The sequence below is a fragment of the Micromonospora sp. WMMD882 genome, from assembly GCF_027497255.1.
In the GTDB taxonomy this organism is placed as follows: Bacteria; Actinomycetota; Actinomycetes; order Mycobacteriales; family Micromonosporaceae; genus Micromonospora.
In genome coordinates, this window is sequence record NZ_CP114903.1 from 3,490,766 (window position 1) to 3,514,237 (window position 23,472).

26 protein-coding genes are annotated in these 23,472 nt (G+C 73.3%); 14 read left to right on the plus strand and 12 right to left on the minus strand.

Annotation, left to right across the window (positions count from 1 at the left end):
• Window positions 1–51 precede the first annotated feature (51 nt).
• The 4 genes from O7606_RS14420 to O7606_RS14435 form a co-directional block, all read right to left on the minus strand.
• Window positions 52–981, minus strand: a complete 930-nt coding sequence (locus tag O7606_RS14420; protein WP_281594540.1) for a hypothetical protein — start codon at window positions 979–981, stop codon at window positions 52–54.
• Entirely contained in the window at window positions 974–1,474 is a 501-nt protein-coding gene (locus tag O7606_RS14425; RefSeq protein WP_281594541.1) for a SigE family RNA polymerase sigma factor, read from the minus strand. The genes O7606_RS14420 and O7606_RS14425 overlap by 8 nt, the downstream gene beginning before the upstream one ends.
• Before the next feature lie 64 nt (window positions 1,475–1,538).
• A complete protein-coding gene (locus O7606_RS14430; protein ID WP_281594542.1) occupies window positions 1,539–2,522 on the minus strand; it encodes a 2-dehydropantoate 2-reductase N-terminal domain-containing protein in 984 nt (327 codons plus the stop codon).
• Window positions 2,523–2,997: 475 nt separating this feature from the next.
• Window positions 2,998–3,741, minus strand: a complete 744-nt coding sequence (locus O7606_RS14435; RefSeq protein ID WP_281594543.1) for a M50 family metallopeptidase — start codon at window positions 3,739–3,741, stop codon at window positions 2,998–3,000.
• A gap of 60 nt (window positions 3,742–3,801) precedes the next feature.
• Between O7606_RS14435 and O7606_RS14440 the strand changes: the two genes are divergently transcribed.
• The 3 genes from O7606_RS14440 to O7606_RS14450 all read left to right on the plus strand — a co-directional run bounded on the left by O7606_RS14440 (window position 3,802) and on the right by O7606_RS14450 (window position 5,244).
• Window positions 3,802–3,966 carry a hypothetical protein gene (locus O7606_RS14440; protein WP_281594544.1) on the plus strand — a complete coding sequence of 55 codons (165 nt, stop codon included), beginning with the start codon at window positions 3,802–3,804 and terminating at the stop codon, window positions 3,964–3,966.
• 120 nt (window positions 3,967–4,086) lie between these two features.
• Complete coding sequence (locus O7606_RS14445) at window positions 4,087–4,842, plus strand: GH25 family lysozyme (protein ID WP_281594545.1); 756 nt, start codon at window positions 4,087–4,089, stop codon at window positions 4,840–4,842.
• A gap of 141 nt (window positions 4,843–4,983) precedes the next feature.
• Window positions 4,984–5,244, plus strand: coding sequence for a hypothetical protein (locus tag O7606_RS14450; RefSeq protein WP_281594546.1), 261 nt, complete (start codon window positions 4,984–4,986; stop codon window positions 5,242–5,244).
• A gap of 29 nt (window positions 5,245–5,273) precedes the next feature.
• Here the strand turns inward: O7606_RS14450 and O7606_RS14455 are convergent, their stop codons facing one another.
• Both O7606_RS14455 and O7606_RS14460 read right to left on the minus strand, forming a co-directional pair.
• Entirely contained in the window at window positions 5,274–5,513 is a 240-nt protein-coding gene (locus tag O7606_RS14455; protein ID WP_281594547.1) for a hypothetical protein, read from the minus strand.
• 96 nt (window positions 5,514–5,609) lie between these two features.
• Entirely contained in the window at window positions 5,610–7,583 is a 1,974-nt protein-coding gene (locus tag O7606_RS14460) for a serine/threonine-protein kinase (protein WP_281594548.1), read from the minus strand.
• A 92-nt stretch (window positions 7,584–7,675) separates the two neighbouring features.
• On the opposite strand from O7606_RS14460, the gene O7606_RS14465 reads away from it, so the two are divergent.
• The 6 genes from O7606_RS14465 (at window position 7,676) to O7606_RS14490 (ending at window position 12,444) form a co-directional block, all read left to right on the plus strand.
• The gene (locus O7606_RS14465; RefSeq protein ID WP_281594549.1) at window positions 7,676–7,891 is read left to right on the plus strand and encodes an acyl-CoA carboxylase subunit epsilon; all 216 of its coding nucleotides are present in this window, start codon (window positions 7,676–7,678) and stop codon (window positions 7,889–7,891) included.
• A gap of 88 nt (window positions 7,892–7,979) precedes the next feature.
• Entirely contained in the window at window positions 7,980–8,426 is a 447-nt protein-coding gene (locus O7606_RS14470; RefSeq protein ID WP_281594550.1) for a hypothetical protein, read from the plus strand.
• On the plus strand, window positions 8,423–9,808 hold the full coding sequence (locus tag O7606_RS14475; protein WP_281594551.1) for a hypothetical protein: 1,386 nt from the start codon (window positions 8,423–8,425) through the stop codon (window positions 9,806–9,808). The genes O7606_RS14470 and O7606_RS14475 overlap by 4 nt, the downstream gene beginning before the upstream one ends.
• A gap of 32 nt (window positions 9,809–9,840) precedes the next feature.
• Complete coding sequence (mycP, locus tag O7606_RS14480) at window positions 9,841–10,944, plus strand: type VII secretion-associated serine protease mycosin (RefSeq protein WP_281594552.1); 1,104 nt, start codon at window positions 9,841–9,843, stop codon at window positions 10,942–10,944.
• 99 nt (window positions 10,945–11,043) lie between these two features.
• Complete coding sequence (locus tag O7606_RS14485) at window positions 11,044–11,700, plus strand: Maf family protein (protein ID WP_281594553.1); 657 nt, start codon at window positions 11,044–11,046, stop codon at window positions 11,698–11,700.
• Window positions 11,701–11,790: 90 nt separating this feature from the next.
• Complete coding sequence (locus O7606_RS14490; protein WP_281594554.1) at window positions 11,791–12,444, plus strand: O-methyltransferase; 654 nt, start codon at window positions 11,791–11,793, stop codon at window positions 12,442–12,444.
• Between the two features lie 98 nt (window positions 12,445–12,542).
• On the opposite strand, the gene O7606_RS14495 is transcribed toward O7606_RS14490, so the two are convergent.
• Both O7606_RS14495 and O7606_RS14500 read right to left on the minus strand, forming a co-directional pair.
• Entirely contained in the window at window positions 12,543–13,298 is a 756-nt protein-coding gene (locus O7606_RS14495) for an ABC transporter permease (protein WP_281594555.1), read from the minus strand.
• Between the two features lie 83 nt (window positions 13,299–13,381).
• Window positions 13,382–14,341 (minus strand): ATP-binding cassette domain-containing protein, encoded by a 960-nt coding sequence (locus O7606_RS14500; RefSeq protein ID WP_281594556.1) that lies wholly within the window; start codon window positions 14,339–14,341, stop codon window positions 13,382–13,384.
• 217 nt (window positions 14,342–14,558) lie between these two features.
• On the opposite strand from O7606_RS14500, the gene O7606_RS14505 reads away from it, so the two are divergent.
• Window positions 14,559–16,310: a biotin carboxylase N-terminal domain-containing protein gene (locus O7606_RS14505; protein ID WP_281594557.1), complete on the plus strand. Its 1,752-nt coding sequence runs from the start codon at window positions 14,559–14,561 to the stop codon at window positions 16,308–16,310.
• Between the two features lie 2 nt (window positions 16,311–16,312).
• Here O7606_RS14505 and O7606_RS14510 read toward each other — a convergent pair whose 3' ends face one another.
• Window positions 16,313–16,534 (minus strand): hypothetical protein, encoded by a 222-nt coding sequence (locus O7606_RS14510; protein ID WP_281594558.1) that lies wholly within the window; start codon window positions 16,532–16,534, stop codon window positions 16,313–16,315.
• Window positions 16,535–16,578: 44 nt separating this feature from the next.
• Between O7606_RS14510 and O7606_RS14515 the strand changes: the two genes are divergently transcribed.
• The 3 genes from O7606_RS14515 to O7606_RS14525 all read left to right on the plus strand — a co-directional run bounded on the left by O7606_RS14515 (window position 16,579) and on the right by O7606_RS14525 (window position 19,643).
• Window positions 16,579–17,067 (plus strand): LysE family transporter, encoded by a 489-nt coding sequence (locus tag O7606_RS14515; protein WP_281599669.1) that lies wholly within the window; start codon window positions 16,579–16,581, stop codon window positions 17,065–17,067.
• 17 nt (window positions 17,068–17,084) lie between these two features.
• Window positions 17,085–18,524: a GuaB1 family IMP dehydrogenase-related protein gene (locus O7606_RS14520; protein ID WP_281594559.1), complete on the plus strand. Its 1,440-nt coding sequence runs from the start codon at window positions 17,085–17,087 to the stop codon at window positions 18,522–18,524.
• Between the two features lie 501 nt (window positions 18,525–19,025).
• Window positions 19,026–19,643 (plus strand): DedA family protein, encoded by a 618-nt coding sequence (locus tag O7606_RS14525; RefSeq protein WP_348651106.1) that lies wholly within the window; start codon window positions 19,026–19,028, stop codon window positions 19,641–19,643.
• Between the two features lie 28 nt (window positions 19,644–19,671).
• Here the strand turns inward: O7606_RS14525 and O7606_RS14530 are convergent, their stop codons facing one another.
• Window positions 19,672–21,075 carry an NAD(P)H-quinone dehydrogenase gene (locus tag O7606_RS14530; RefSeq protein ID WP_281594561.1) on the minus strand — a complete coding sequence of 468 codons (1,404 nt, stop codon included), beginning with the start codon at window positions 21,073–21,075 and terminating at the stop codon, window positions 19,672–19,674.
• 107 nt (window positions 21,076–21,182) lie between these two features.
• Between O7606_RS14530 and O7606_RS14535 the strand changes: the two genes are divergently transcribed.
• The gene (locus tag O7606_RS14535) at window positions 21,183–21,638 is read left to right on the plus strand and encodes a gamma-glutamylcyclotransferase (RefSeq protein WP_281594562.1); all 456 of its coding nucleotides are present in this window, start codon (window positions 21,183–21,185) and stop codon (window positions 21,636–21,638) included.
• A 102-nt stretch (window positions 21,639–21,740) separates the two neighbouring features.
• Here O7606_RS14535 and O7606_RS14540 read toward each other — a convergent pair whose 3' ends face one another.
• Together O7606_RS14540 and O7606_RS14545 are read right to left on the minus strand one after the other, a co-directional pair.
• A complete protein-coding gene (locus O7606_RS14540) occupies window positions 21,741–22,778 on the minus strand; it encodes a hypothetical protein (protein WP_281594563.1) in 1,038 nt (345 codons plus the stop codon).
• A 4-nt stretch (window positions 22,779–22,782) separates the two neighbouring features.
• Window positions 22,783–23,415, minus strand: a complete 633-nt coding sequence (locus O7606_RS14545) for an MBL fold metallo-hydrolase (RefSeq protein WP_281594564.1) — start codon at window positions 23,413–23,415, stop codon at window positions 22,783–22,785.
• Between the last annotated feature and the right edge of the window lie 57 nt (window positions 23,416–23,472).

Sequence of the window (23,472 nt, forward strand, 5' to 3'; positions counted from 1 at the left end):
GGGCCCTTCCTGACGCCCCGGCACACCCCGGCACACTCCGGCACACCCGGCTCAGCACGCCGGGTTCGCGGCCCGGCACATCCGGACGGCGGCGAGCTGGCCGAGCCGACGCAGCTCCTCGTCGGCGATGGACCGTCCCGGCTCGATCACGGTCACCAGGTCGCCGACCCGGACGATCGCCGTGCTCGTCGAGCCGGGCCCCCCGCCCAGCGGGTCACCGGTGGCCTGGTTCCAGGGTTGCGAGACCGTGTGCCGCAGCAACGCCGACTCGTCACCGGCGAAGTCGCGGTCGGTGAGCGTCCACCGGTGCGCCGCCGCCCCGTCGACCGTCCGGCCCTGCCACTCGACCGGCCCGACGGAGACCCACTCGGCGCACGGGTCGACCTGCCGGCCCAGGTGGACGAAGAAGCGTTCCGCCTCGACCGGGTCGAACCGGTAGATGTCCTGACTGAGCAGGAGGTCGGCGGGCGCCGGGTCCTCGTCCACCGCCTCCGAGCCCTCGTCTGTCGCCTCCGGGCCGTCCAGGGCCCTCTGGTCCCGGACGGCGGGGGCGCGCAGCAACGTCTGCGAACGGGACCAGTTCGGGAGCGACCACCCCCAGTCGGCCTGGAACCCCTTCTCCTTCAGACACACCGCGAGCATCGGATCCGTCCAGACGGGCTCACCGAGGCCCGACCCGGTCAGCGGCGGGGCGGCCGGCTCCGGCAGGTCGTCCGCCTGGAGCAGGGCCTCCGGCGGGATCTCGACGCGGGCCGGCGGGCTCACCAGGGAGACGTCCGACCCGGGCGGAGCGCCCGTGGTGGACGGGCCGAGCACGACGGTCACCCCGCCGGCCAGGGCCAGCACGGTGGCCGCCGCCCCGGCCGCCTGCCGCCAGGCGCGGCGGCGGGCCCGGCGGCGGATCTCGGCCGACTCCGGCCACCGTACGGCGGCCAGCTCGGCGGCGATCCGGTCGTGGAGAGTGGGCTTCCGGTCACGCATCGGCGGCCTCCTCCAGGTCGGTGACGGTGAGCAGCCCGGCGAGCGCGGTACGGGCCCGGGAGAGTCGGGCCTTGACCGTGCCGACCGGGGCGTTGGTCTCCCGGGCCACTTCGGCCACGGGCAGCCCGAGCAGGTAGTACAGGGCGATCGCGGTACGTTGCTCCTCGGGGAGCTGGCGCAGCGCGGCCACCACCTCGACGGTGTCGGTGTTCGGGCCGGGCACGCTCTCGGTGGCCCCGTGCCGCAGGTACGCCCGGGCGCGGCTGCGCAGGCTGCGCCACCGGCTCACCGCGATCCGGGTGGCGACCACCCGTACCCAGGCTTCGGGTTCGTCGTATCCGCCGACGGTGGACCAGCGCTGCCACGCCCGCACGTACGCCTCCTGCACCGCGTCCTGTGCCTCGGCGAGGTCACCGGTGAGCACGTAGACGAAGCCGAGCAGCCGTTGCCGGCTGCCCCGGTAGAACTCGTCGAACCCGTCGACGTCGGGCACCTGGTTACCTCCCCCGTGGCGGTCGCAGGGGAACACGCGTCACGCGGGGCCGTCGGTTGCCGGGTCAGTCGATCGACTTCGCCAGTTCCGCGAGCGGGTAGCCGCCGGCGGGGACGCCTTCCCGGGTTGCCCGCCGTACGGCGAGCTGGACGGCGGCGTTGACCGGGGTCGGTACGCCGTGCAGCCGGCCGAGCAGGACGATCTCGCCGTTGAGGTGGTCGACCTCGGTGGAGCCGACGCCCCGGGCCAGGCTCTGCCAGGTGGAGCCGCCGGCCCGTTGCTGTCCGCGTACCGGCACGGCCCGGACCAGCTCACCGCGTACGGCCTGTTCCTCGGCGATGCCGGTGTGCGCGATGCCGGCGGCGGCGAGCACGGCCTCGCCCTCCCCGGTGGTCCGGGCGGCGAGGTCGCCGGGGGTGTCCCGGCCGAACAGGGCGTTCAGCCCGTTGCCGAGGTTGCGCAGCAGCTTGCCGTACTTCCAGCGCAGCACGTCGTCGCGGACCGGGGCGACGAAGCCGGCCCCGGTCAGGTCCGCCGCGACCCGACGGGTGGTGTCGTCAGGGCCGCCGGGGTGGCGCCCCAGGTGCAGCATTCCGGGGTGCGGGTGCCCGTTGGCCACCACCGCGCCGGGTTCCAGGTGGGTGGCCGGCAGCCAGACGCAGACCGGGTGGACCCGGTCGAACCAGCGCAGCGCGGCCCGCTCGTTGCTCACCCCGTTCTGCGCGGTGAGCAACGGCAGCCGTTCCCCGGCGGTGCCGCCCCCGGCGACCGGGGCGTCCGCCCAGCTCCGGAGGGCTGCCTCGGTGTCCTGGGACTTGACGGCCAGCACCAGCGCGGTGTCCGCCGGCAGCGGACGGTCGGGCGGGCCGTCGAGCGCCGGCAGCCGGGAGGTGACGTCCCCGGTCGGCGTGTGCAGGGTCAGCCCCCGCTCGCGGATCGCGGCCAGGTGGGCGCCGCGCGCCACCAGGGTCACGTCGTGGCCGGCCTGCGCCAGCCGTACGCCGATGGTGCCGCCGACCGCGCCGGCCCCGATGATCACGTATCGCACCGCTCCCATTCTGCCCCCGCCCCCGCGCCCGCGCCCCCGGCCCCGCCGCTGCCGCTGCCCCCCGGCGCCGAGCACCCCGATGCCGGTCCCGTCCCCGTCGCTGTCCCGGCGGGGCTCGCATCACTGTCCCGGCGGGGCTCGCATCACTGTCCCGGCGGGGCTCGCATCACTGTCCCGGCGGGGCCCGCATCACGCGCACCTTGCGTAACCGCCAGGCCCGACCTCGGCATAGTCTTCCGAGCCCTTTGCTCTGCACCCATGCACGCACCAGGCACTCAGGGCGACGTTCTTGGAATCCGCACCAACCGGGACTGTGGCGTTTCCGCTGGTCAAGTCGATGGCGCGAATCTGGGTGCAGAGCAAAGGCTGCGGATCGGTGCAGTACGTTCAGCACAGCGATTACTCGGGGTAAGACGGATGTCGCCGACAGAACCGATCACCCAAGGTGACGTCACGAAGAGTCAGGCCGAAATACTCAGGGAGTCAGGCCGGCGTCGGTGAGGGCCGGGCCGGCGAGCAGGGCCCCGCCCACCACCAGGACCACCAGGTTGACCAGGGCGAACACCGTCACCCAGAGGAACGCCGGCAGGTGGGTCAGTCCGGCGAGTTGGTCGGCGTCGGACTCGGGCAGCCGGCCCCGGCCGCGCAGCCGTTGCAGCTCCACCACCGGCCGCACCCCGCCGAGCAGCAGGAACCACACCCCGGCGTACGCGAACGCGGCCTGCACCTGCGGCGACGCGTACCAGGAGACGGCCAGCACCAACCCGCCGGTGACCACGAGCGACACCACGCCGAACGCGTTGCGGATCATCACCAGCATGGCGAGCAGCAGCGCCACCGCGACCCAGAGCAGCAGGGTGATCCGGTTCCCGCCGAGGATCAGGGCCCCGGCGAGGCCGATCAGCGGCGGGGCGACGTACCCGGCGAGGAGAGTGAGGATCATGCCGGGGCCGCTGGGGCGACCGGCGGAGAGGGTCAGGCCCGAGGTGTCCGAGTGCAGCCGGATGCCGTGCAGCCGGCGGCCGGTGAGCAGGGCGGCCAACGCGTGCCCGCCCTCGTGGGCGATGGTGATCGCGTTGCGGGCGATCCGCCACGGCATCCGGGTCGACACCACCACCAGCGCGACCACGGCGGTGGCGAGGACGAGCAGCGGCGGCGGGTCGGGCTGCGCCCCGAGGAGCCGGTCCCACAGGTCACCGAGGCTGTCGATCGGGGTCATGGGCCGGCAGCCTACCGCCCCGCCGCACCCCCGCCACTTCCCCGGCCACCCCGGCTGACCATGGCAAACTGGCCGCTGGTCGAGCCGGACGGCGACGGACACACGCTGCGGCTGTTCCGCCTGGACAGGCAGCACTACGTCGAGGACGGCGTGGCGAAGGCCGGTGAGCGGCTGACCGTGGGCGTCCCCTTCCCGCTCTCGCTCGACCCGGCGTCGCTGCGCTGACCAGCCTCTTCACCCAACGTCCAGCCCACATCGTGCGGCAATTCTTTTAGCAGGGCTTGCGCTGACGGGTAGATTCCTTCAATGATGTTTGTCAATAACGGACATCCCGGAGGAGCCCTCATGACGCGTACCCGCCCGTCGCTACGCCGCCTGTTCGCCGCCGGCCTGGCCACGCTCGCCACCGCCGCCGTCGGCCTGGTCGCCACCGCCGGTCCGGCCGCCGCCGCCACCACGCCCGGAATCGACGTCTCGCACTGGCAGGGCTCGATCAACTGGACCAGCGTCCGCAACTCGGGCGTCCAGTTCGCCTACATCAAGGCCACCGAGGGCACCAGCTACAAGGACCCGCAGTTCAACACCAACTACGTGAACTCCTACAACGCGGGCATCATCCGGGGGGCGTACCACTTCGCCCGGCCGAACGTCTCCTCCGGCGCGACCCAGGCGAACTACCTGGCCAGCAACGGCGGCGCGTGGTCGGCGGACAGCCGCACCCTGCCGGCCGCCCTGGACGTCGAGGCCAACCCGTACAGCGGGGGCACCTGCTACGGCCTGAGCACCACCGGGATGCGCAACTGGATCCAGGACTTCCTGAACACGTACCGCTCGCGCACCGGCCGGTACGCGGTCATCTACACCACCACGAGCTGGTGGAACCAGTGCACCGGCAGCTGGACCGGCCCGTGGACCAACCACCCGCTGTGGCTGGCCCGCTGGTCGAGCAGCCCGGGCACCCTGCCGGCCGGCGCCCCGGTGTGGAGCTTCTGGCAGTACACCGACTCGGGCAGCGTCTCCGGCATCAGCGGCGGCGTCGACCGCAACCACTGGAACGGCACCCGGGACCGGCTGGTCGCCCTGGCGAACAACACCCGCTGACCCCGTAGCTCCGACCCGGCCGGGCGACGCCGCGACCCGCGGCCCGCCCGGCCGAACCACGTCCCCATCCGGTACGCCGCTCAGCTCCCCGGTTTCTCCGCCACGAACACCCCGACCCCGGCCATCCCTTCGACCAGGCCCTTGGCCTTCAGCCGTACGCTGCGGCCCGAGCAGGCCCCCGGCGGCCCGCGAGCCTACGCGTGCGGGCCGGGCTGTGGGCGTACCCGGGTCGACGCCCTCGCTCTGGAGGGCATGGCGGCGCGGACGGCGCTCGCGGCGATCCCGGCCCTGCCCGCTCCCGCCGACCGGCGGGAGGGGGCGGCGCTGGTGGCGGAGATGTTCCGCCTGGTCGTGGCGCACGATGACCTGACCGACGTGGGATTCGTCGGCCACGCGAACTGACCGGTCCGGTTCGGCGTGCGGCGAACGACTCAGGCGCGTCGGCGGGTGACCGGCACGGCGACCGGGGTGGGGACGCCCTCCCGGGCGGTCACGCCACGGCGGGCCAGCATGATCCGGCCGCCGACCAGAGCGGCCGTGACGGTCACGACGCTGAGCAGTGCGAACAGCACCGAAACGCCGATGCTGGCGAGCAGGAGTACGGCGTCACCGAGGGCGACCAGCATCCACAGCGCCACCGAGGGCTTCGCAGTCTTCCGTCGGTACCTCATCGGTCGTACCTCCCTTCCGTCGTCAGGGATGGAAGTACCCCGATTCACGGAAGGTCATGCCAGCGACGTGCGAATCCCATGCCCGACGAGGGCGGCTCAGTCGGCCCGGTCGGGCTTGAACCCCTTCGTGATCAGGTCGAACTCGGCCAGTCGCCGCTCCCAGTCGGCGGCTGCGACCTCCCAGCGCAGGGCGTACCCCCGGTTGCTGGCCGTCACGAAGCCCCGGTTACGGACGTGGATCCGGGTGTTGTCGCGGGTCTCCAGCCACTCCCAGTCCGCGCAGGTCTTCCAGAAGTCGCACCGCTCGATGCCGATGAGCTCGTAGTCGTTCACCCGGCTCGCCCGGCCCGACTCGATGCTCTGCCAGTCCGCGTACGCGTCCGACTTCGGCGACGAGGTCCACTGGACCAGCAGCTCGCCGACGCCGTTCGGCTCGTCGAAGACGACCGTGTCCCGGCCGGCGTCGCGACGCACCCAGTTCGACGGGATCGGCAGCTCGAACCCGCCCTGGTCCTTGTGCATCTTCCAGCCGGCCGGCAGCGTGAGGCCCGCCGAGGCGCTCGGGGTCGGGCCGGGCGTCGGGCTCGCCGGGGCCGAGGTGGGCGACGCGGCCGGCGCGCTGGACGAGGGCGCGGCGGACGGGGTGGCGGCGGCGTCGGTGGTCGCGCCGGTCTGCGGGCCCGGATCCGGGTCGTCGGAGTCACCGAGCAACTTGGGCACCACCAGCACCAGACCGAGCAGCAGCACCGCGACCAGCACGCCGATCAGCAGGTTACGGCGGGAGTTGCCCGACCGCTCCGGCCCGCCCGCCGGGGTCGGCACGGCGGCCCGGCCCGGAGGTGGCGGGGGCGGGCTCACCGGGGTCGCCGGCAACACCGACGTGGACCGTTGCGGCCGGCTGCCCGTACCGTCGCCGGAGGCCGGGACCACGGCGGTCGGCGCGGCGTCCGACGTGGTCGGACCGGAGGTGGCCGACGGGGTATCCGGCGCGGGCAGCTTCGCCGTCGCGTCCGCTGCGGCGCCGGTCGACCCGGGGCCGGTCGCCTCCGGGTTGGCGGTCTCCGGGGTGGTCGGGTCCGAAGCGGGAACGGCGGCGGAGGCGGCAGCCGCTGCGGCGGCGGCCGGCGGGACGGCGCTGGCACCGGAGGACTCCGGCGGGCGCGGCGCGGGCACCACCGGCGGGCGCGGCTCGCGCGGCCCGTTCGGCCCCGGCCGACGTACGCCGTCGAGCAGCGGAATCGTCCGGCTGCGCTTGCCGCCCGCGCGGCGCAGCAGGCGCTCGGCGACCTCGGCGTCGATCCGCTCGGCCGGGTCCTTGCGGAGCAGCCCGTTGAGGACCGCCTTGAGCGGCCCGGCGTTCTTCGCCGGTGGCGGCGGCTCGGTCGCCAGCGCGGCGAGGGTGGCGATCGCCGACGGCCGGGCGTACGGCGACTTGCCCTCGACCGCCGCGTAGAGCGTCGCGCCCAACGACCACAGGTCACCCTCCGGGCCCGCCGTGCCGTCCCGGGCCCGCTCCGGCGCGATGTACGCCGGGGAGCCCAGCACCATGCCGGTACGGGTGACGTTCGGGTCGCCGGGGATGGTGGCCAGGCCGAAGTCGGTGAGCACCACCCGACCGTCGGTGCCGAGCAGCACGTTGCCGGGCTTCACGTCGCGGTGCATCACGCCCGCCTTGTGCGCGGCCTTCAGCGCGCCGAGCACGCCGAGGCCGATCTCCACGGCGCGGGCCGGCGACACCGGGCCGTCCTCGGCGATCGTGTCCTGGAGGGACTTCGACGCCACATACTCCATGACGATCCACGGGTCGCCGTCGGTGCGCAGCACGTCGAAGATGCGCACCACGTTGACGTGGTTCAGCCGGGCGATGGCCCGCGCCTCCCGCAGCGAGCGCTCGCGCATCTCGCGGCGCTCCTCGTCGGTGAGGCTGGGCGGCGGCACCAGCTCCTTGATCGCCACGTCCCGGTGCAGCACCTCGTCGCGCGCCTTCCAGACCCGACCCATGCCGCCCTGACCGAGCGGCGAGATCAGCCGGTATCGGTTGGCGACGAGTTGGGGAAGCGCGTTCGACATTGCCGAGACGGTACCCGGAGCGACGCGCGGTCACACCGCCGGCACGCCACTATGCGGGATAGGTCAACTTCACGACGCGTACGCTTGACAGCATGTCCGTCGAAGAGCCCCAGTTCCGGGTGGTCCGGGGTGTTCCCACCGCCGAGGAGTTGGCCGCCCTGGTGGGCGTACTGGCCGCCCGCTCCCGGCCGACCGCCGCCCCGGCGCCTGCCGTCGCGCCCTCCGCCTGGGCGCGCAGTGGCCGACCGGGCAACGCGACGCCCACCGCCGGCATCGGCGCGTGGCGTGCCTCCGGTCTGCCCCGCTGATTCCGGCCCGGACGCGGGGCTGTCGACCGTCACACCTACCCATTAACCTCACTCAGGGGTAGCAGGCTGTGACGGGTGGGGAGGGCCGATGATCCCTGAGGAAGACCTTGGGCCGAGCTGGCTACGCGGGTACGGCGACATCGAGGCCGACATCCGGCAGATGCGGGAGTTCGCCAACAAACTCGAAGCCGAGGTACGGAAGAACTACGCGCCGCACCTGTCGTACATCGCCGACGACATGTCCGTGCCGATCCCCCCGCCCTGCGCCGCCTTCGGCGAGCTGGTCGACTTCCTCCGGGCACACCAGGACATCCAGCAGCGCTCGACGAACGAGGTCTACCACCTCGCCAACCACACCGGCGGGCTCGCCACCGCCGCCGGCGCCATCAGCGAGCAGTACGCCGACGCCGACGCGTTCGCCCGGGCCCGGGTGTCGGACGTCGAGCGCGCGTTGCGTACCGCCCAGGCCGACCAGCCACCAGCCGCCCCGGTGCCGCCCGACGCCACCGGGCCGGGGCCGGAGGTCCTCAAGTGATCGACCCGGGCACGCCGACGTCCAGCCTCACCAACTGGAACAACATGAACGTGGTCACCATGTGGGCCACCCTCCAGGACCAACGCACCGACAACCACTGGCGGCAGGTCGCCGGCTGGCGCAAGACCAGCGAGCTGGCGCTCACCCACCTCAGCCGGCTACAGGAGTACCGGCGCGGGCTCGCCGAGGCGTGGCCGCCGGAGAAGAGCGCCGCCTCCCGCGCGTACCTCGCCGAACTGGACGACCTGATCACCCGGGTCCGCAGCACGTACGACGCCGCCGTCGCCAACTGCGACGCCCTCGCCGCCGCCACCTCCGCCATCAGCACCACCCGCACCGAGTTGAAGAAGCTCTTCGACCAGTTCGAGGAGAAGAACAGGATCAAACTCGCGTACGAGGAATCCCTACCGACCCGGCCGTTGCCACGCGCCGGCCGTTCCGCGCCCGCGCAGCCACCGGTCACGGACGCGGACCTGGAACGGCTGAACAGCCAGGCCCGCACCCTGATGTACGGCCTCAGCGGCGAACTCCAACAAGCCCAAGCCCTCCTGAAACCACCCCCTCCGCCATTACCGCCATCGCCGCGCGGCCGGCAAGATGGCAACCCTGACATCTACGGTGGCGGTTCAGCCCCTGTCATCCCACCGATCGTTCCGGTGCCGCTTTCACCGTCGGCGTCCTCACGGTCCGGGGGCGGTTCTGCGTCGCCGGTTCGGCCAGTTCCTACGCCGACCGCGTCCGGTGTCGGTCCCGTTCTCGGCGGGGCCGGGCCTGGTCTTCTTCCGCCTCAGGTCAATCCCACCATGCCCACGGTGACGCCTCCGACCACGTCTCCGGGACCCGCCCTCGGTCCCGGCCCCACTCCCCCGCTGCCAGGCTCTGGGCCGCTGCCGCGTGGGCCGATCGACGCCACCCCCGGCAGGGGCGGTGGGCCGGTCGGTCCGGCCAGCAGGCCCGCCATCGGCGGCACGCCGCCCATCGGCCCTCGGGCGATGCCACCTGGCGGCCTGATCGGGGGTACCCCCGGCATGGGCCTTGGTCAGCCTGCGCCCGGGGCGACTCCCCCTCGCCGGGTCAACCCGGTCGGTGGTGTCATCGGCGGGGGTGCCGCCGGCACCGCTCCGGCCGGTGCCGCTGGTTCCCGGCCCGGCGTCGGTCGGGGCCCGTCCTTCGGTGGAATGGCTGGCGGCCCGTTCGGTGGCGCGCCCGGTTACGGCAGCCCGACCGGGCGGCCATCCCGGCGAGACCGCGACGAGACCGAGGGGCGACGCTGGGATCCCGACAACCCGTGGGAGACCGAACTCGGCGTGGATCCGATCGTCCTTCCGCCCGACGAGGACGGTCCGATCGACCCGGGGCCGGCGATCGGCTTCAACCGGTGAGATCCCGCGCTGCCCTGGCGACCCTGACCCTGGTGGCGACGGTCGTGCTGCCCGCCGCTCCGGCGCAGGCGGACCGCATCCGCAACGACCAGTGGCACCTGCGCTACCTCAAAGTCGCCGAGGCCCACAAAATCACACGCGGCGAAGGCGTAACCGTCGCAATACTCGACACCGGCGTCGACCGACATCCCGATCTACGCAGCAATTTGTTGAGGGGCATTGACATCGTTGCTGGTGGCTCCGGAGACGGAAGCAACGATCTCCACAGCCATGGGACAGCGATGGCAGGGCTAGTAGCCGCCCACGGACGAGCAACAGGGATCGGAGCCCTCGGAATCGCTCCCGCAGCAAAAATCCTGCCAATTACCACGTCATCAAAAGATAACCGAGGCACGATCGACGACCTTGCCGCCGGCATCGAGTTTGCACTAACAAAAGATGCCGATGTAATCAACATTTCTTCTACCGGCGGTCCAAATGCGCGCCTACAACAGGCAGTTGAAGCAGCCATAGAGGCAGACGTGGTAGTCGTCGCCTCCGCTGGAAATTATCCTCTCGACTATACGGTAGGTTATCCGGCACGCCATCCGGGTGTAATCGCAATTGGAGGAATTGACCAAAAAGGAAACCAGGCCCAAGTTTCCATCACTGGGCGAGAGATCGATGTGGTGGCCCCGGCGACTGATATCTACAGCACTAGTTACGACGGCAAGTACGCAAAAGGCAGCGGCACCTCAAGTGCCACGGCGATCGTGGCGGGGGCGGTGGCGTTGATCCGGGCGAGGTTTCCGGAGCTGTCGGCGCGGGAGGTGGCGCACCGGCTCACCGCCACGGCAGTCGACAAGGGCGCCCCGGGTCGCGACGACGAGTACGGGTACGGCGTCATCGATCTGGTCGCGGCGCTGACGGCAGACGTACCGCCGTTGGTGTCGGAATCGCCGACGGCGAGCGCGCCGGCCGACGTGACGCCGACCTCGGCGGTGGCCGCGCCGGACGGAGACGGCGGTGGCGGATGGTCGCTCGCCGCCGGCGGCCTGGCGGCGTTGGGCGGTGGCGTGGTGGCGTTGGGCGGCTTCGCCTGGGCGCTGGCGGCCCGTCGACGTCGCCGAGCGGGCGCGGACCGGCCGGGAGGCTGACCCGGCGCGACCGGAACAGAAGACCGACCGGAACAGAAGAAGTGTCAGGTCGGCGTGCCGGGGTCGGGGCGGTCAGGTTCGGTGGGTACCCTCCCGGGCGTGCCGAGCAAGACGATTCTCCGCCTCGTGCTCGCTTCCGCGAGCCCTGCCCGCCGTAAGCTCCTCCAGGCCGCCGGGATCGACCCGGAGGTCCTGGTCAGTGGGGTCGACGAGTCCCAGGTGAAGACCGACCAGCCGGAGGAGTTGTGTGTGACGTTGGCACGGCTCAAGGCGTCGGCGGTGGCCGGGCGACTGCGTCCGACGCCGGGTGACCGGCCGCTGGTGCTGGGCTGCGACTCGGTGCTCGCCTTCGACGGCGAGATCTACGGTAAGCCGGCCGACGCGGCGGACGCGACCCGGCGGTGGGAGCGGATGCGGGGGCGCAGCGGGGTGCTCTACACCGGCCACTGCCTGATCGACCTGGCGATGGAGAGTCGGGTCGAGGCGGCGGCGGCCACCACGGTGCACTTCGCCGAGGTCACCGACGAGGAGATCGCCGCGTACGTGGCGACCGGTGAGCCGCTGGCCGTGGCGGGCGCGTTCACCCTCGACGGTCTGGGTGGGCCGTTCGTGGAGCGGATCGAGGGTGACCCGGCGACGGTGGTGGGGCTTTCCCTGCCGCTGCTGCGGAACCTCCTCGGTGAGCTGGACGTGAGCATCACCGACCTGTGGACGAAGCCGGCGCCCGGCGGTCAGGCGCTCCAGCCGCTGCCGTGACCGGTCCGGCCGTTGCGCCGACCGGGGTCGGTCGGCGTGGTGGGCGGGTCCACGTCGGGTACGGGCACGATCGTCGGTTAGCGTCCGCTCATGAGTGTGAAGTCGCTGCCGCTGACCGACGAACTGCACGCCTACCTGGTGGCCCACGGCAGCCCGCCGGACGAGGTCGTCCGTGATCTGGTGGCGGAGACCCGGGCCGCGTTGCCGGCGGAGGCGCGCATGCAGGTCGCGCCGGAGCAGGCCGCTTTCCTGACCTTCCTGACCCGCCTGCTCGGGGTACGGCAGGCGGTGGAGGTGGGCACCTTCACCGGGCTCTCCGCGTTGGCGGTGGCCCGTGGGCTCGCCGAGGGTGGCCGGCTGACCTGCTTCGACATTTCCGAGGAGTACACGTCGGTGGCCCGGCGGTACTGGGCGCGGGCCGGGGTGGCCGACCGGATCGAGTTGCGGATCGGCCCGGCCGCCGAGGGGCTGCACGACCTGCCGCACGAGCGGTACCTGGATTTCGCGTTCGTCGACGCCGACAAGACCGGCTACCCGGTGTACTGGGCGGAGCTGGTGCCCCGGATGCGGCCCGGCGGGGTGATCGCGGTGGACAACGTGCTGCGGGGCGGCCGGGTGCTCGCCCCGCAGAGCGCCGAGGACCGGGCGATCGTCGCGTTCAACGACGAGGTGCTGGCGGACGTCCGGGTGGAGGCGGTGATGCTGCCGGTCGCCGACGGTCTCACCCTGGCCCGGGTGCGCTGACGCCCGCGCGCTGCTCGCCCGTGGGTGTCAGGAGGGGCACCCTCCTGTGCAGAAGGTGCCCTTCCTTCCATGCAGCGTGTGTGCGCACGCTGGGGGTGTCAGCGGACGCTGCGGGCGAAGGCGCGGGCGGACCAGAAGACGGCGAGCAGGGTGAGCACGGCGATGATGCCGAGGCCCTGCCAGATCCGGTCGTTGGCGAGATCACCGGCGAAGAGGGCTCGGGTGCCGTCGACCGCCCAGGCGAACGGGTTCCACCGGGCCACCCCCTGCAACCAGCCGGGGGCGAAGGTGAGCGGCAGCAGGATCCCGGAGAGCAGCAGCACCGGCTGGGCCACCGTGTTCATCAGCGGCGCGAGGGCCTCCTCGCTGCGGACCTTCAGCGCCACCCCGTACGACAGGGCCGAGGTCATCAGCGCGATCAGGGCGAGCATCAGGTACGCCAGCAGCAGGTCGCCGAGGATCACCCGCAGCCCGAAGGCGAGCGCCAGCAGGGTGATGATGACCGCCTGGGTCAGCAGCGACACCACGTCGCGCAGGGAACGGCCGAGCAGCAGGGCGAGCCGGCTGACCGGGGTGACCCGGGAGCGTTCGATCACTCCGGCGCGGAGTTCGGCGAGCAGGCCGAAGCCCTGGAAGAGACCGCCGAAGATGGCGAGCAGCACCAGCAGGCCGGGTACGAAGATCTTGTACGCCTCCGCCTGGGTGGGGGCGTTGAGGGCCGGTTTGAGCAGGGGGGCGAACAGGAGCAGGTACATCACCGGCTGGAAGACGCCGACGAAGACCCAGACCGGGTTGCGCAGCAGCAGTTTGAGTTGGCGTTGGAAGATCAGCCAGGTGTCGCGGGCAAGTTTCACGGTCGGCCCTTTCGGCTCGGACAGGCGGGCGGGACCCGCGGCTCGGAGAGGCGGGTCGGTGGCGCCCGCGGCTCGGGAACGGGTCAGGACTCGCGCAGCGAGCGGCCGGTCTTGGTGAGGAAGACGTCGTCGAGGCTGGGCCGGTGCAGCTCGATCGACCGCAGGTTCAGGTCGGCGCGGTCGAGCCGGCGCATGATCTGCGGGACGGTGGTGGCGCCGTCGTCGACCCAGAGGCGCAGGCCGCCCTCGTCGAGGGGCTCCAGCCGGTTGACGTAGACCTCGCCGTCGAAGAGGCGGTGCGCGGCGTCGGTGTTCGCCGGGTCGAGGCCGACCATCACGACGTCCCCGGAGATCTCCCGTTTCAGCTCGGCGGGCGTGCCCTCGGTGACGATCTCGCCGTGGTCCATGATCGCGATGCGGTCGCAGAGGGCGTCGGCCTCGTCGAGGTAGTGGGTGGTGATGAAGACGGTCATGCCCTCGCCGCGCAGCCGGCGGATCTCGTCCCACATGTGCGCGCGGCTCTGCGGGTCGAGGCCGGTGGTGGGCTCGTCCAGGAAGACCAGTCTCGGCTCGTGGATGATGCCGAGGGCGATCTCGACGCGCCGCCGCTGACCGCCGGAGTAGGTCTTGCACCGGCGGTCGGCGTACTCGGTGAGTTGGAAGGCGTCCAGGGCGTGGACGGCGCGGCGCTGCGCCTCGGCCTTGCCGAGCCCGTACATCCGGGCCTGGAGCACGAGTTCCTCGCGGGCGGTGGACTCGTCCCAACTGCTGCCGCCCTGCGGGACGTACCCGATGCGGCGGCGCACCCCGGCGGGGTCGGCGCGCAGGTCCGCGCCGGCGACGGTGGCCTCGCCGCCGTCCGGCTCGATGAGGGTGGCGAGCATCCGCAGCGTGGTGGTCTTGCCGGCGCCGTTCGGGCCGAGGAAGCCAAAGATCTCCCCTTCGGCGACGTCGAGGTCGACGCCCCGGACCGCGTCGACGGTGCCGGCCTTCCGGCCGGCGCGGGAGCGGAACGACTTCCGCAGCCCCCTGGTTTTGATCATGCTCTTTCCACCCCGTTCTGTCTGGGCCGCAGCAGCCGGCGGTCGTCCGGCCGGCGGTTTGGCGAGTCAAGTTCAGCAGAACGGGGCCGGCGGCGTGCGGGGGACCCGACGCGATCGTGCCGGGCGCTGCGCCACGTGCCAGACTGAGCGATCGTTAGGGTCGCTCACCTGACCGTCTAAACTCCCGGTCAGCAGTCTCCGGGGAGGAGCCACCAAGGTGCGTAAGGTCCTCATCGCCAACCGGGGCGAGATCGCCGTCCGGGTGATCCGCGCCTGCCGGGACGCCGGCCTGGGCAGTGTCGCCGTCTACGCCGACTCCGACCGGGACGCGCTGCACGCCACGCTCGCCGACGAGGCGTACGCGCTGGGCGGCGACACCGCCGCCGAGACGTACCTGCGGGTCGACAGGTTGCTGGACGTGGCCGCGCGGGCCGGCGCGGACGCGGTCCACCCCGGGTACGGCTTCCTGTCGGAGAACGCCGACTTCGCGCAGGCGGTGATCGACGCCGGGCTGACCTGGATCGGCCCGACCCCGCAGGCGATCCGCGACCTGGGTGACAAGGTGACCGCCCGGCACATCGCCCAGCGGGCCGGCGCGCCCCTGGTGCCCGGCACCCCGGATCCGGTGGCCGGTCCGGAGGACGTGCTGGCCTTCGCCGCCGAACACGGCCTGCCGGTGGCCATCAAGGCCGCCTTCGGCGGTGGCGGGCGGGGCCTGAAGGTGGCCCGGACGATGGCGGAGATCCCGCAGCTCTTCGAATCGGCCACCCGCGAGGCGGTGGCCGCGTTCGGCCGGGGCGAGTGTTTCGTGGAGCGGTACCTGGACCAGCCCCGGCACGTGGAGGCGCAGGTCCTGGCCGACCGGCACGGCGCCGTGGTCGTGGTGGGCACCCGGGACTGCTCCCTGCAACGCCGGCACCAGAAGCTGGTCGAGGAGGCTCCCGCCCCGTTCCTGACCGAGGCGCAGCGGGCGCAGATCCACGCGTCGGCGAAGGCGATCTGCCGGGAGGCCGGCTACCACGGCGCGGGCACGGTGGAGTACCTGGTCGGCCGGGACGGCACCATCTCGTTCCTGGAGGTCAACACCCGGTTGCAGGTGGAGCATCCGGTGACCGAGGAGACCGCCGGCATCGACCTGGTCCGGGAGCAGTTCCGGATCGCCGACGGCGAGAAGCTGCGCTTCACGGAGGATCCGACGCCACGCGGGCACGCGATCGAGTTCCGGATCAACGGCGAGGACCCGGGCCGGGACTTCCTGCCCGCCCCGGGCACGGTGACCGCGCTGCGGCTGCCCACCGGCCCCGGCGTGCGGGTGGACACCGGCATCTCGGCCGGCGACGTGATCGGCGGGAACTTCGACTCGCTGCTGGCCAAGGTGATCGTCACCGGCGAGACCCGGGTCGAGGCGCTGGAGCGGGCCCGCCGGGCGCTCGACGAGATGGTGGTCGACGGGATGGCCACCGCGTTGCCGTTCCACCGGCTGGTGGTCCGGGATCCGGCGTTCACCGCGGCGCCGTTCACGGTGCACACCCGGTGGATCGAGACGGAGTTCGACAACACCGTGCCGCCGTTCACCGCCGCCGCCGGGCCCGCCGGCCCGCCGGCGGAACGCGAGACCGTCGTGGTCGAGGTGGCCGGCAAGCGGCTGGAGGTCACCCTCCCCACCGGCCTCGGCGCGGGTACGGCCACCGCGTCGCCGGCCGGGCGGCGGGCGCCCCGTCGGGGTGGCCGGTCCGGGGCGGCCCCGACGGTCAGCGGTGACACGCTCACCTCCCCCATGCAGGGCACCATCGTGAAGATCGCGGTGGCCGACGGTGACACCGTCGCCGAGGGTGACCTGGTGGTGGTCCTGGAGGCGATGAAGATGGAGCAGCCGTTGTACGCGCACCGGGCCGGCACGGTCGCCGGGCTGGCCGCCGAGGTGGGCGCGGTCGTCTCCGCCGGCGCCGCCATCTGCGCCATCTCCTGACGTCAGGAAGGGCACCCTGCCAACGTCTGGGGTGGGAAAAGAGGCCCTTCCTGACGCAGTGTCTCGGCGGCGACGGCGCGGACGGCGGCGGTGAGCGCGCCGGGCAGGGTGGACTCCAGCCGCCAGTGCTGCCAGTGGAGCGGCACGTCCAGGTGGCGGCCGGGGGCGAGGTCGACGCAGTGCCCGGCCGCCAGGTCCGACTGGGCGAGAGGCGCGGGGACCATGCCCCACCCGAGGCCGAGCCGGATCGCCGCCGGTGTCCGGACAACTGTTCACCTCGACCGTCGCCGGATTCTCGGTCGGCCTCGCCCTGATCGTGGCGGTCGGCGCGCAGAACGCGTTCGTGCTTCGGCAGGGCCTACGCCGGGAGCACGTGCTCCCGGTGGTGCTCACCTGCGCCCTCTCCGACACGCTGCTGATCGGCGCGGGCGTCGGCGGGTTGGGCGCGGTGGTCGCCGACCGGCCGGTCCTGCTGGCCGTGGTCCGCTGGGGCGGGGCGGCGTTCCTGCTCGGGTACGCCGGGCTCGCCGCCCGCCGGGCGGTACGACCCGGTCGACTCACCCCGGCCGAGCAGCCGCCCGCCACCCTCCGGGCCACCCTCCTGGCCTGCCTGGCGGGTGCTGGACGGCCTGATCGCGCTGGTGATGGCCGTGGTCGCGGTGGCGCTGGTGGTGGGGTGACCGCGCGGCCCGACGGCCGGCGGGCAGCTCCGCGCGGACGTGTCCTTCGCGACCAGCGGCGGCGCGGACGGCGCTGAGCAGGAATGATGTTCGGGTGAGGTTCCTTCATGACGCGGTCCCCGGGCACGACCTGACCTACAACGACGTCTTCATGGCGCCGGCCCGCTCCGACCTGGCCTCCCGCCTCGACGTCGACCTGTCCACCGCGGACGGCACCGGCACCACGATCCCCCTGGTGGTGGCGAACATGACGGCGGTGGCGGGCCGACGGATGGCCGAGACGGTCGCCCGACGCGGCGGGATCACCGTGCTCCCGCAGGACATCCCGATCGAGGTGGTGGCCAACGTCGTGGCCTGGGTGAAACAACGCCACCTGGTGCACGACACGGCGCTCACCCTCGGCCCGACCGACACCGTCGGCGACGCGATCCACCTGCTGCACAAGCGGTCGCACGGCGCGGTGATCGTGGTCGACGGCGACTGCCGGCCGATCGGCGTGGTGACCGAGGCCGACACGATGAGCGTGGACCGGTTCGCCCAGCTCCGGCACGTCATGTCCACCGAGCTGCACACCGTGCCGGCGGACGCGGACCCGCGTACCGGCTTCGACCGGCTCTCCGCGGCCCGCCGCCGGCTCGCCCCGGTGGTGGACGACACCGGCCGCCTGGTGGGTGTGCTGACCCGGCAGGGCGCGCTGCGCGCGACCCTCTACCGGCCGGCGGTCGACGACGACGGCCGGCTGCGCGTCGCCGCCGCCATCGGCATCAACGGCGACGTCCGCGGCAAGGCCGCCGCCCTGCTCGCGGCGGGGGTGGACACCCTGGTCGTCGACACCGCGCACGGGCACCAGGAACGCATGATCACCGCGTTGCGCGCGGTGCGCGGCCTGGACCCGGCGGTGCCGGTGGCCGCCGGCAACGTGGTCACCGCCGAGGGGGTACACGACCTGGTCGAAGCCGGCGCGGACATCGTCAAGGTCGGCGTCGGGCCGGGCGCGATGTGCACCACCCGGATGATGACCGGCGTGGGACGGCCACAGTTCTCCGCCGTGCTCGACTGCGCGCGGGCGGCCCGTGAGCTGGGCCGGCACGTCTGGGCCGACGGCGGGGTGCGGCACCCCCGGGACGTGGCGCTGGCGCTGGCCGCCGGGGCGTCGAACGTGATGGTCGGCTCCTGGTTCGCCGGCACCTACGAGTCACCCGGCGACCTCTACACCGACCTCGACGGTCGCCGCTACAAGGAGAGCTTCGGGATGGCCTCGGCGCGGGCGGTCAGCGCGCGCACCGCCGACGACAGTCCCTTCGACCGGGCCCGGAAGGCGATCTTCGAGGAGGGCATCTCGTCGGCGCGGATGTACCTGGACCAAGAACACCCCGGCGTGGAGGACCTGATCGACGAGATCATCTCCGGGGTGCGCAGCGCGTGCACGTACGCGGGCGCGCGCACGCTCGCCGAGTTCCACGCGCGGGCGGTGGTCGGCGTGCAGAGCACCGCCGGCTACACCGAAGGAATGCCCCTACCCACAAGCTGGTGACGCCCCCCGCCCCCGCCCCGCCCCGCCGTCGCCGTCGCCGTCGCCGTCGCCCCCGCCCCCGCCGTCGCCGTCGCCGTCGCCGTCGCCGTCAAGATCGTGCTACTTGCGGGGAGTAGTGGTGTGTCGGCGAGCTGAGGCCACTACTGGCCACACGTTGCGTGATCTTGCCGAATGCGTCGGGCGTGAGGGGCGGGGTGGGCGGGGCGGGCCGCCGGCACGGGACCTGCCGGCGGCCCGCGGGCGGCCCGGTACCGGGAGACCCGACGTGATCGGGCCGCGCCGACAACGGTACGCGCGGCCGGACCGATCCGCCGACCGCGTCGCCGACCACGCCGAGCCCCCACCGGGCCGCCCGGTCCAGGTGGCCTGCACGGCGTTTCCCTCGTTGGCGTCCTGGTGACCCCTGCCGTGGTGAGGGTCACCTCCGACCAGGGGTGCCCGTCATGATCCACAGGAGCCCGTCAGGCTCGGTGCACCTGATCGGCGACCGGCGAGGTGGCAGTGACGCCCGACCTTCTCCACCACGTGGCGTCACCCCAGTGGGCGTACGTGCTCCTGCTCGCGCTGCTGGCCGTGGACGCCTTCGTGCCGGTGGTCCCCTCCCAGGCCGTGATGATCACCGGTGGGGCGTTGACCGTGTACGGCGAGCTGAGCCTGCCGCTGACCATCGGCGTCGGCGCGGCCGGCGTGTTCCTGGGTGACCTGGCCTGCTACCTGCTCGGCCGGCGGGCCCCCGGGTGGGGGCCGCCCCGCCAGCGGAGGCCGGGCCGGGCCCGGCGCGCCGCCGGGCGGGTCACCCGGGGGCTGCGCCGACCCGGGCCGCTGGTGATCCTGCTCTGCCGGTTCGTGCCGGGCGGCCGGATGGCGGCCTGCTTCTCCGCCGGTCGCAGCCGCTACCCGTACCGGTTGTTCCTCGGGTACGAGACGCTCGCCGCGCTCGGCTGGGCCGGCTACGGCGGGCTGGTCGGCCGGTTGGGCGGCGAGGCGCTGACCCGGTCGGCGTGGTCGCTGGCGCTGGTCGTGGTCGGGGCGGCGGCCGGGTTCGCGGCCGGCGGCTGGGCGCTGAACCGGGTCGCCGCCCGCCACGCCGGCAAGAGCCAGGCCACCACCACCGAGTGACCACCACCGGCCGGCGCGGCGTGCCTGGTCACTCCAGCTCGTGCAGCATCAACTGGCGGGCCGCCTCGCCGATCGAGCCGGACAGCGACGGGTAGATGGTGAACGTCTGGGCCAGCTCGTTGACGGTGAGGTTGTTCTCCACGGCCATGGTGATCGGCAGGATCAGCTCGCTGGCCTTCGGCGCGACCACCACCCCGCCCACCACCTGGCCGCTGGCCGGGCGGCAGAACAGCTTCACGAAGCCGTCGTCGAGCCCGGCCATCTTGGCCCGCGGGTTGCCGGACAGCGGCAGCATCACCGAGCGGGCCGGCATCCGCCCGGAATCCACCTCGTCCTGCGCCACGCCCACGGTGGCCAGCTCCGGGTCGGTGAAGACGTTCGCCGAGACGGTCCGCAGCCGCAGCGGCCGGACCGCCTCGCCGAGCGCGTGCCACATGGCGATCCGGCCCTGCATGGCGGCCACGCTGGCCAGTGGGAGCAGACCGGTGCAGTCGCCGGCCGCGTAGATGCCGGGGACGCTGGTCCGGGAGACCCGGTCGACGGTGACGTAGCCGCCCTGGGCGAGCTGGACGCCGTACTCGGCCAGGTTGAGGCCGGCGGTGTTCGGCACCGAGCCGACCGCGATCAGCGCGTGTGAGCCGTACACGATGCGCCCGTCGGAGAGCTCGACCTCGACGCCGCTGCCGGCGCGGCGGACCGCGTTGGCGCGCGAGTTGTTGAGGATGCTCATGCCCCGGGAGCGGAAGACGCGTTCGATGGCCATGGCGGCGTCGGCGTCCTCGTGCGGCATCACCCGGTCCCGACTGGAGACCAGGGTGACCTGCACCCCCATCGCCAGGTACGCGCTGGCGAACTCGGCGCCGGTCACGCCGGAGCCGACCACGACCAGGTGCTCGGGCAGCTCGGGCAGGTCGTAGACCTGCCGCCAGGTGAGGATGCGCTCGCCGTCGGGCAGGGCGGTGGGGAGCTGGCGGGGGGTCGCCCCGGTGGCGACCAGCACGGTGTCCGCGTCGATGGAGTATTCCGGGCCGCCGTCGGTCGGGGCGACCACCACCCGGTGGGTGTGGCCGAGCATGTCCTCGCCGAGCCGGGCCCGGCCGGCGACCACCGTCACCCCGGCCTTGAGCAGCTTGGCGTGGATGTCGCCGGACTGGGCCACGGCCAGCCGCTTGACCCGCTCGTGCACGGCCCGCGCGTCGACGGTGACCGCCTCCAGGCCGTCGGAGTGCACCCCGAACTCCTCGGTGTCCCGGTAGCCGGTCACCACCTCGGAGCTGGCGATGAAGGTCTTGGACGGGACGCAGTCCCAGAGCACGCACGCGCCCCCGGCGCCCTCGGCCTCCACCACGGTGACATCGGCGTCGAGCTGGGCGGCGACCAGCGCCGCCTCGTACCCGGCCGGTCCCCCACCGATGATCACTATCTGGCTCACAGCCGCCGCCCTCCGTCGCTTCCCGTACCGATTTTCTCTTCCCCAACCTGCCCGACACGCACCGTTCGTATTCTCCCCCGCCCGTCCGCCGGGCTATCGTCATCGCCGTGCGTCATTACGCCGCCTACGGCTCAAACCTGGACCCCGCCCGGATGCGCGCCTACTGCCCGCACTCGCCGATGGTCGGTGTCGGCTGGCTGGAAGGCTGGCGGCTGACCTTCGCCGGCGAGGGCGAGATCGGCTGGGAGGGCGCGGTCAGCACCATCGTCGAGTCCCCCGGCGACCGGGTGTTCGTGGCGCTCTACGACATCCACCCCTTCGACGCCGCCCACCTCGACGAGATGGAGGGGGTGGTCGCCGGCACGTACCGCAAGCTGCACGTGCGGGTCTCGACCCTGGACGGCGACGTGACCGCCTGGGTCTACGTCTTCGCCGGGTACGAGGGCGGGCTGCCGACCGCGTGGTACCTCTCCGAGATCGCCACCGCGGCCGAGAAGGCGGGCGCGCCCGACGACTACGTCATGGAGCTGCGGTCCCGGCCCACCGGCACCGCGTCCGCGTAGCACGTCCGACACCCCCTCAGTCTGCGCGGTCACGGTACGCGAGCAGGTCGTACCCCTGACCGGCGACCCGACCGGGCCGCCCACGGTACGCCGGTCCGGCGCTCAGCGGGCCGGGTCGTCGTCCGCACCCGTGGGGGTGTCCTCGCGCAGCAGCGCCTCCAGGGCCGCCTCGACCTCGCCGGTGTGCCGCCGGGCCACCGCGACGGCCCGCTCGGCGGCCCGACGGGCCAGTTTGCGCCGGCTGACCTCCTGCTCGGCGACGGCCCGACGGCGTTCCACCTCGGCCAGCTCGGCCTCGACGGCGGCCAGGTCGTCGGCGGCGTCCCGCTCGGCCCGCGTCGCGCCGGCCAGGTCCGCCGCCGCCCGTTCCTGACCGGTACGCGCCTTCGTCAGCTCCCGCTCCAGGACGCGTCGCCGCCGGTCCCGTTCCGCCCGTTCCTCCCGTTCGGCCCGACGTGCGGCCCGGTCGGCTGCCGCCCCGGCCACCTGGTCGGCCCGGTCGGCCGCGCCGGTCACCCGGTCGGCCCGGCCCCGCCCGGTGGTTCCCGACCGGGTGTCCGGGGCTGACGGCGGCCCGTCGGGCGCCGTACCGGCGGTGTCGTCGGGCGCCGTACCGGCGGTGTCGTCGGTGACCAGCCGGAGCTGCGGCCGGGGCACCTCGCCGAAGCCGGAGTGGCTGACCGCCCGCAGCAGCCGCCCGGAGCGGACCTGCTCGGCCACCCCGGTGTCGGAGAGCGCCGCGTTGAGGGTCGCCTCGACCTCGGCCAGCGGCAGCCGGGTGGCCGGCGGCGCGCCCTCCGTGCCGGCGGCCAGGGCGCGGGCCTCGGCCACCAGCGCGGCGACCACCGCGCGCCGCTGGGCGGAGAGTTCCCGCAGTTTCGGGCCGCGCAGGTCGCGCTGGGCGGCGCGGAGCGCGTCGGCCAGCGCAGTCAGGTCGGCGACCAGCTCGGGTCGCCGGATGGCCAGCAGGTTGACCAGCCAGGCCGCCACCGTCGGTCGGCGCAGCCGGGCGATCTCCCGGGCGGTCGCCGGGTCGCCCGCCCGGCGGGTCTCGGCCACGGCGGCGTCCCGGACGGCCACGAACCCGTCCGGTGGCGTGCCGTAGAGCCGGCGCAGCAGGTCACGGGAGGGGGCGGCCATCGCCTCAGACGTCGATCCGGGCGCCCGGCTCCAGCCGGCGGTAGTCGACGGTGGACAACCGCCGGAAGTTGGCGTCCAGCACACCGAGCCCGTTGGCGTTGAGCAACCCGTCGTGCAGGGCGTACGCGCGACGCGGGGCGACCGCCCGGAGGAAGTCCAGGGACTCGGAGAACTTCGCCCACGGCGCGTGGATCGGCAGGAACAGCGTGTCGATCTCCACGTCGTCCGGGGCGACCAGCGCGTCCCCCGGGTGGTAGACCACGTCGTCGATCAGGTACCCGAGGTTGTCGACGACCGGGATGTCGGGGTGGATCACGGCGTGCCGACCGCCGTACGCGCGCACCGGGATGCCGGCGGCGGTGAACGACTGCCCGACCTCGACGGGGCTCAGCACGTCGGGCAGCCCGTCCACGGCGCCGGCCAGCGCGGCCGGCCCGTACAGGGTGAACGGGCGGCGGTCGAGCTGCCGGGCCAGCGCGGCGGCGTCGACGTGGTCCGGGTGCTGGTGCGTGACGAGCACCGCGTCCGCGCCGTCGAGCGCCTCGGCCGTCTCGCTGAACGTGCCCGGGTCGACGACGAGCACCCCGCCGTCGTGCTCGACGCGGACACAGGAGTGTCCGTACTTGGTCAACCGCATTCGTGACTCCTCGACAACCGAATCGTGACGTTTCTGAAGCGCAGTCTGCCGGAACGC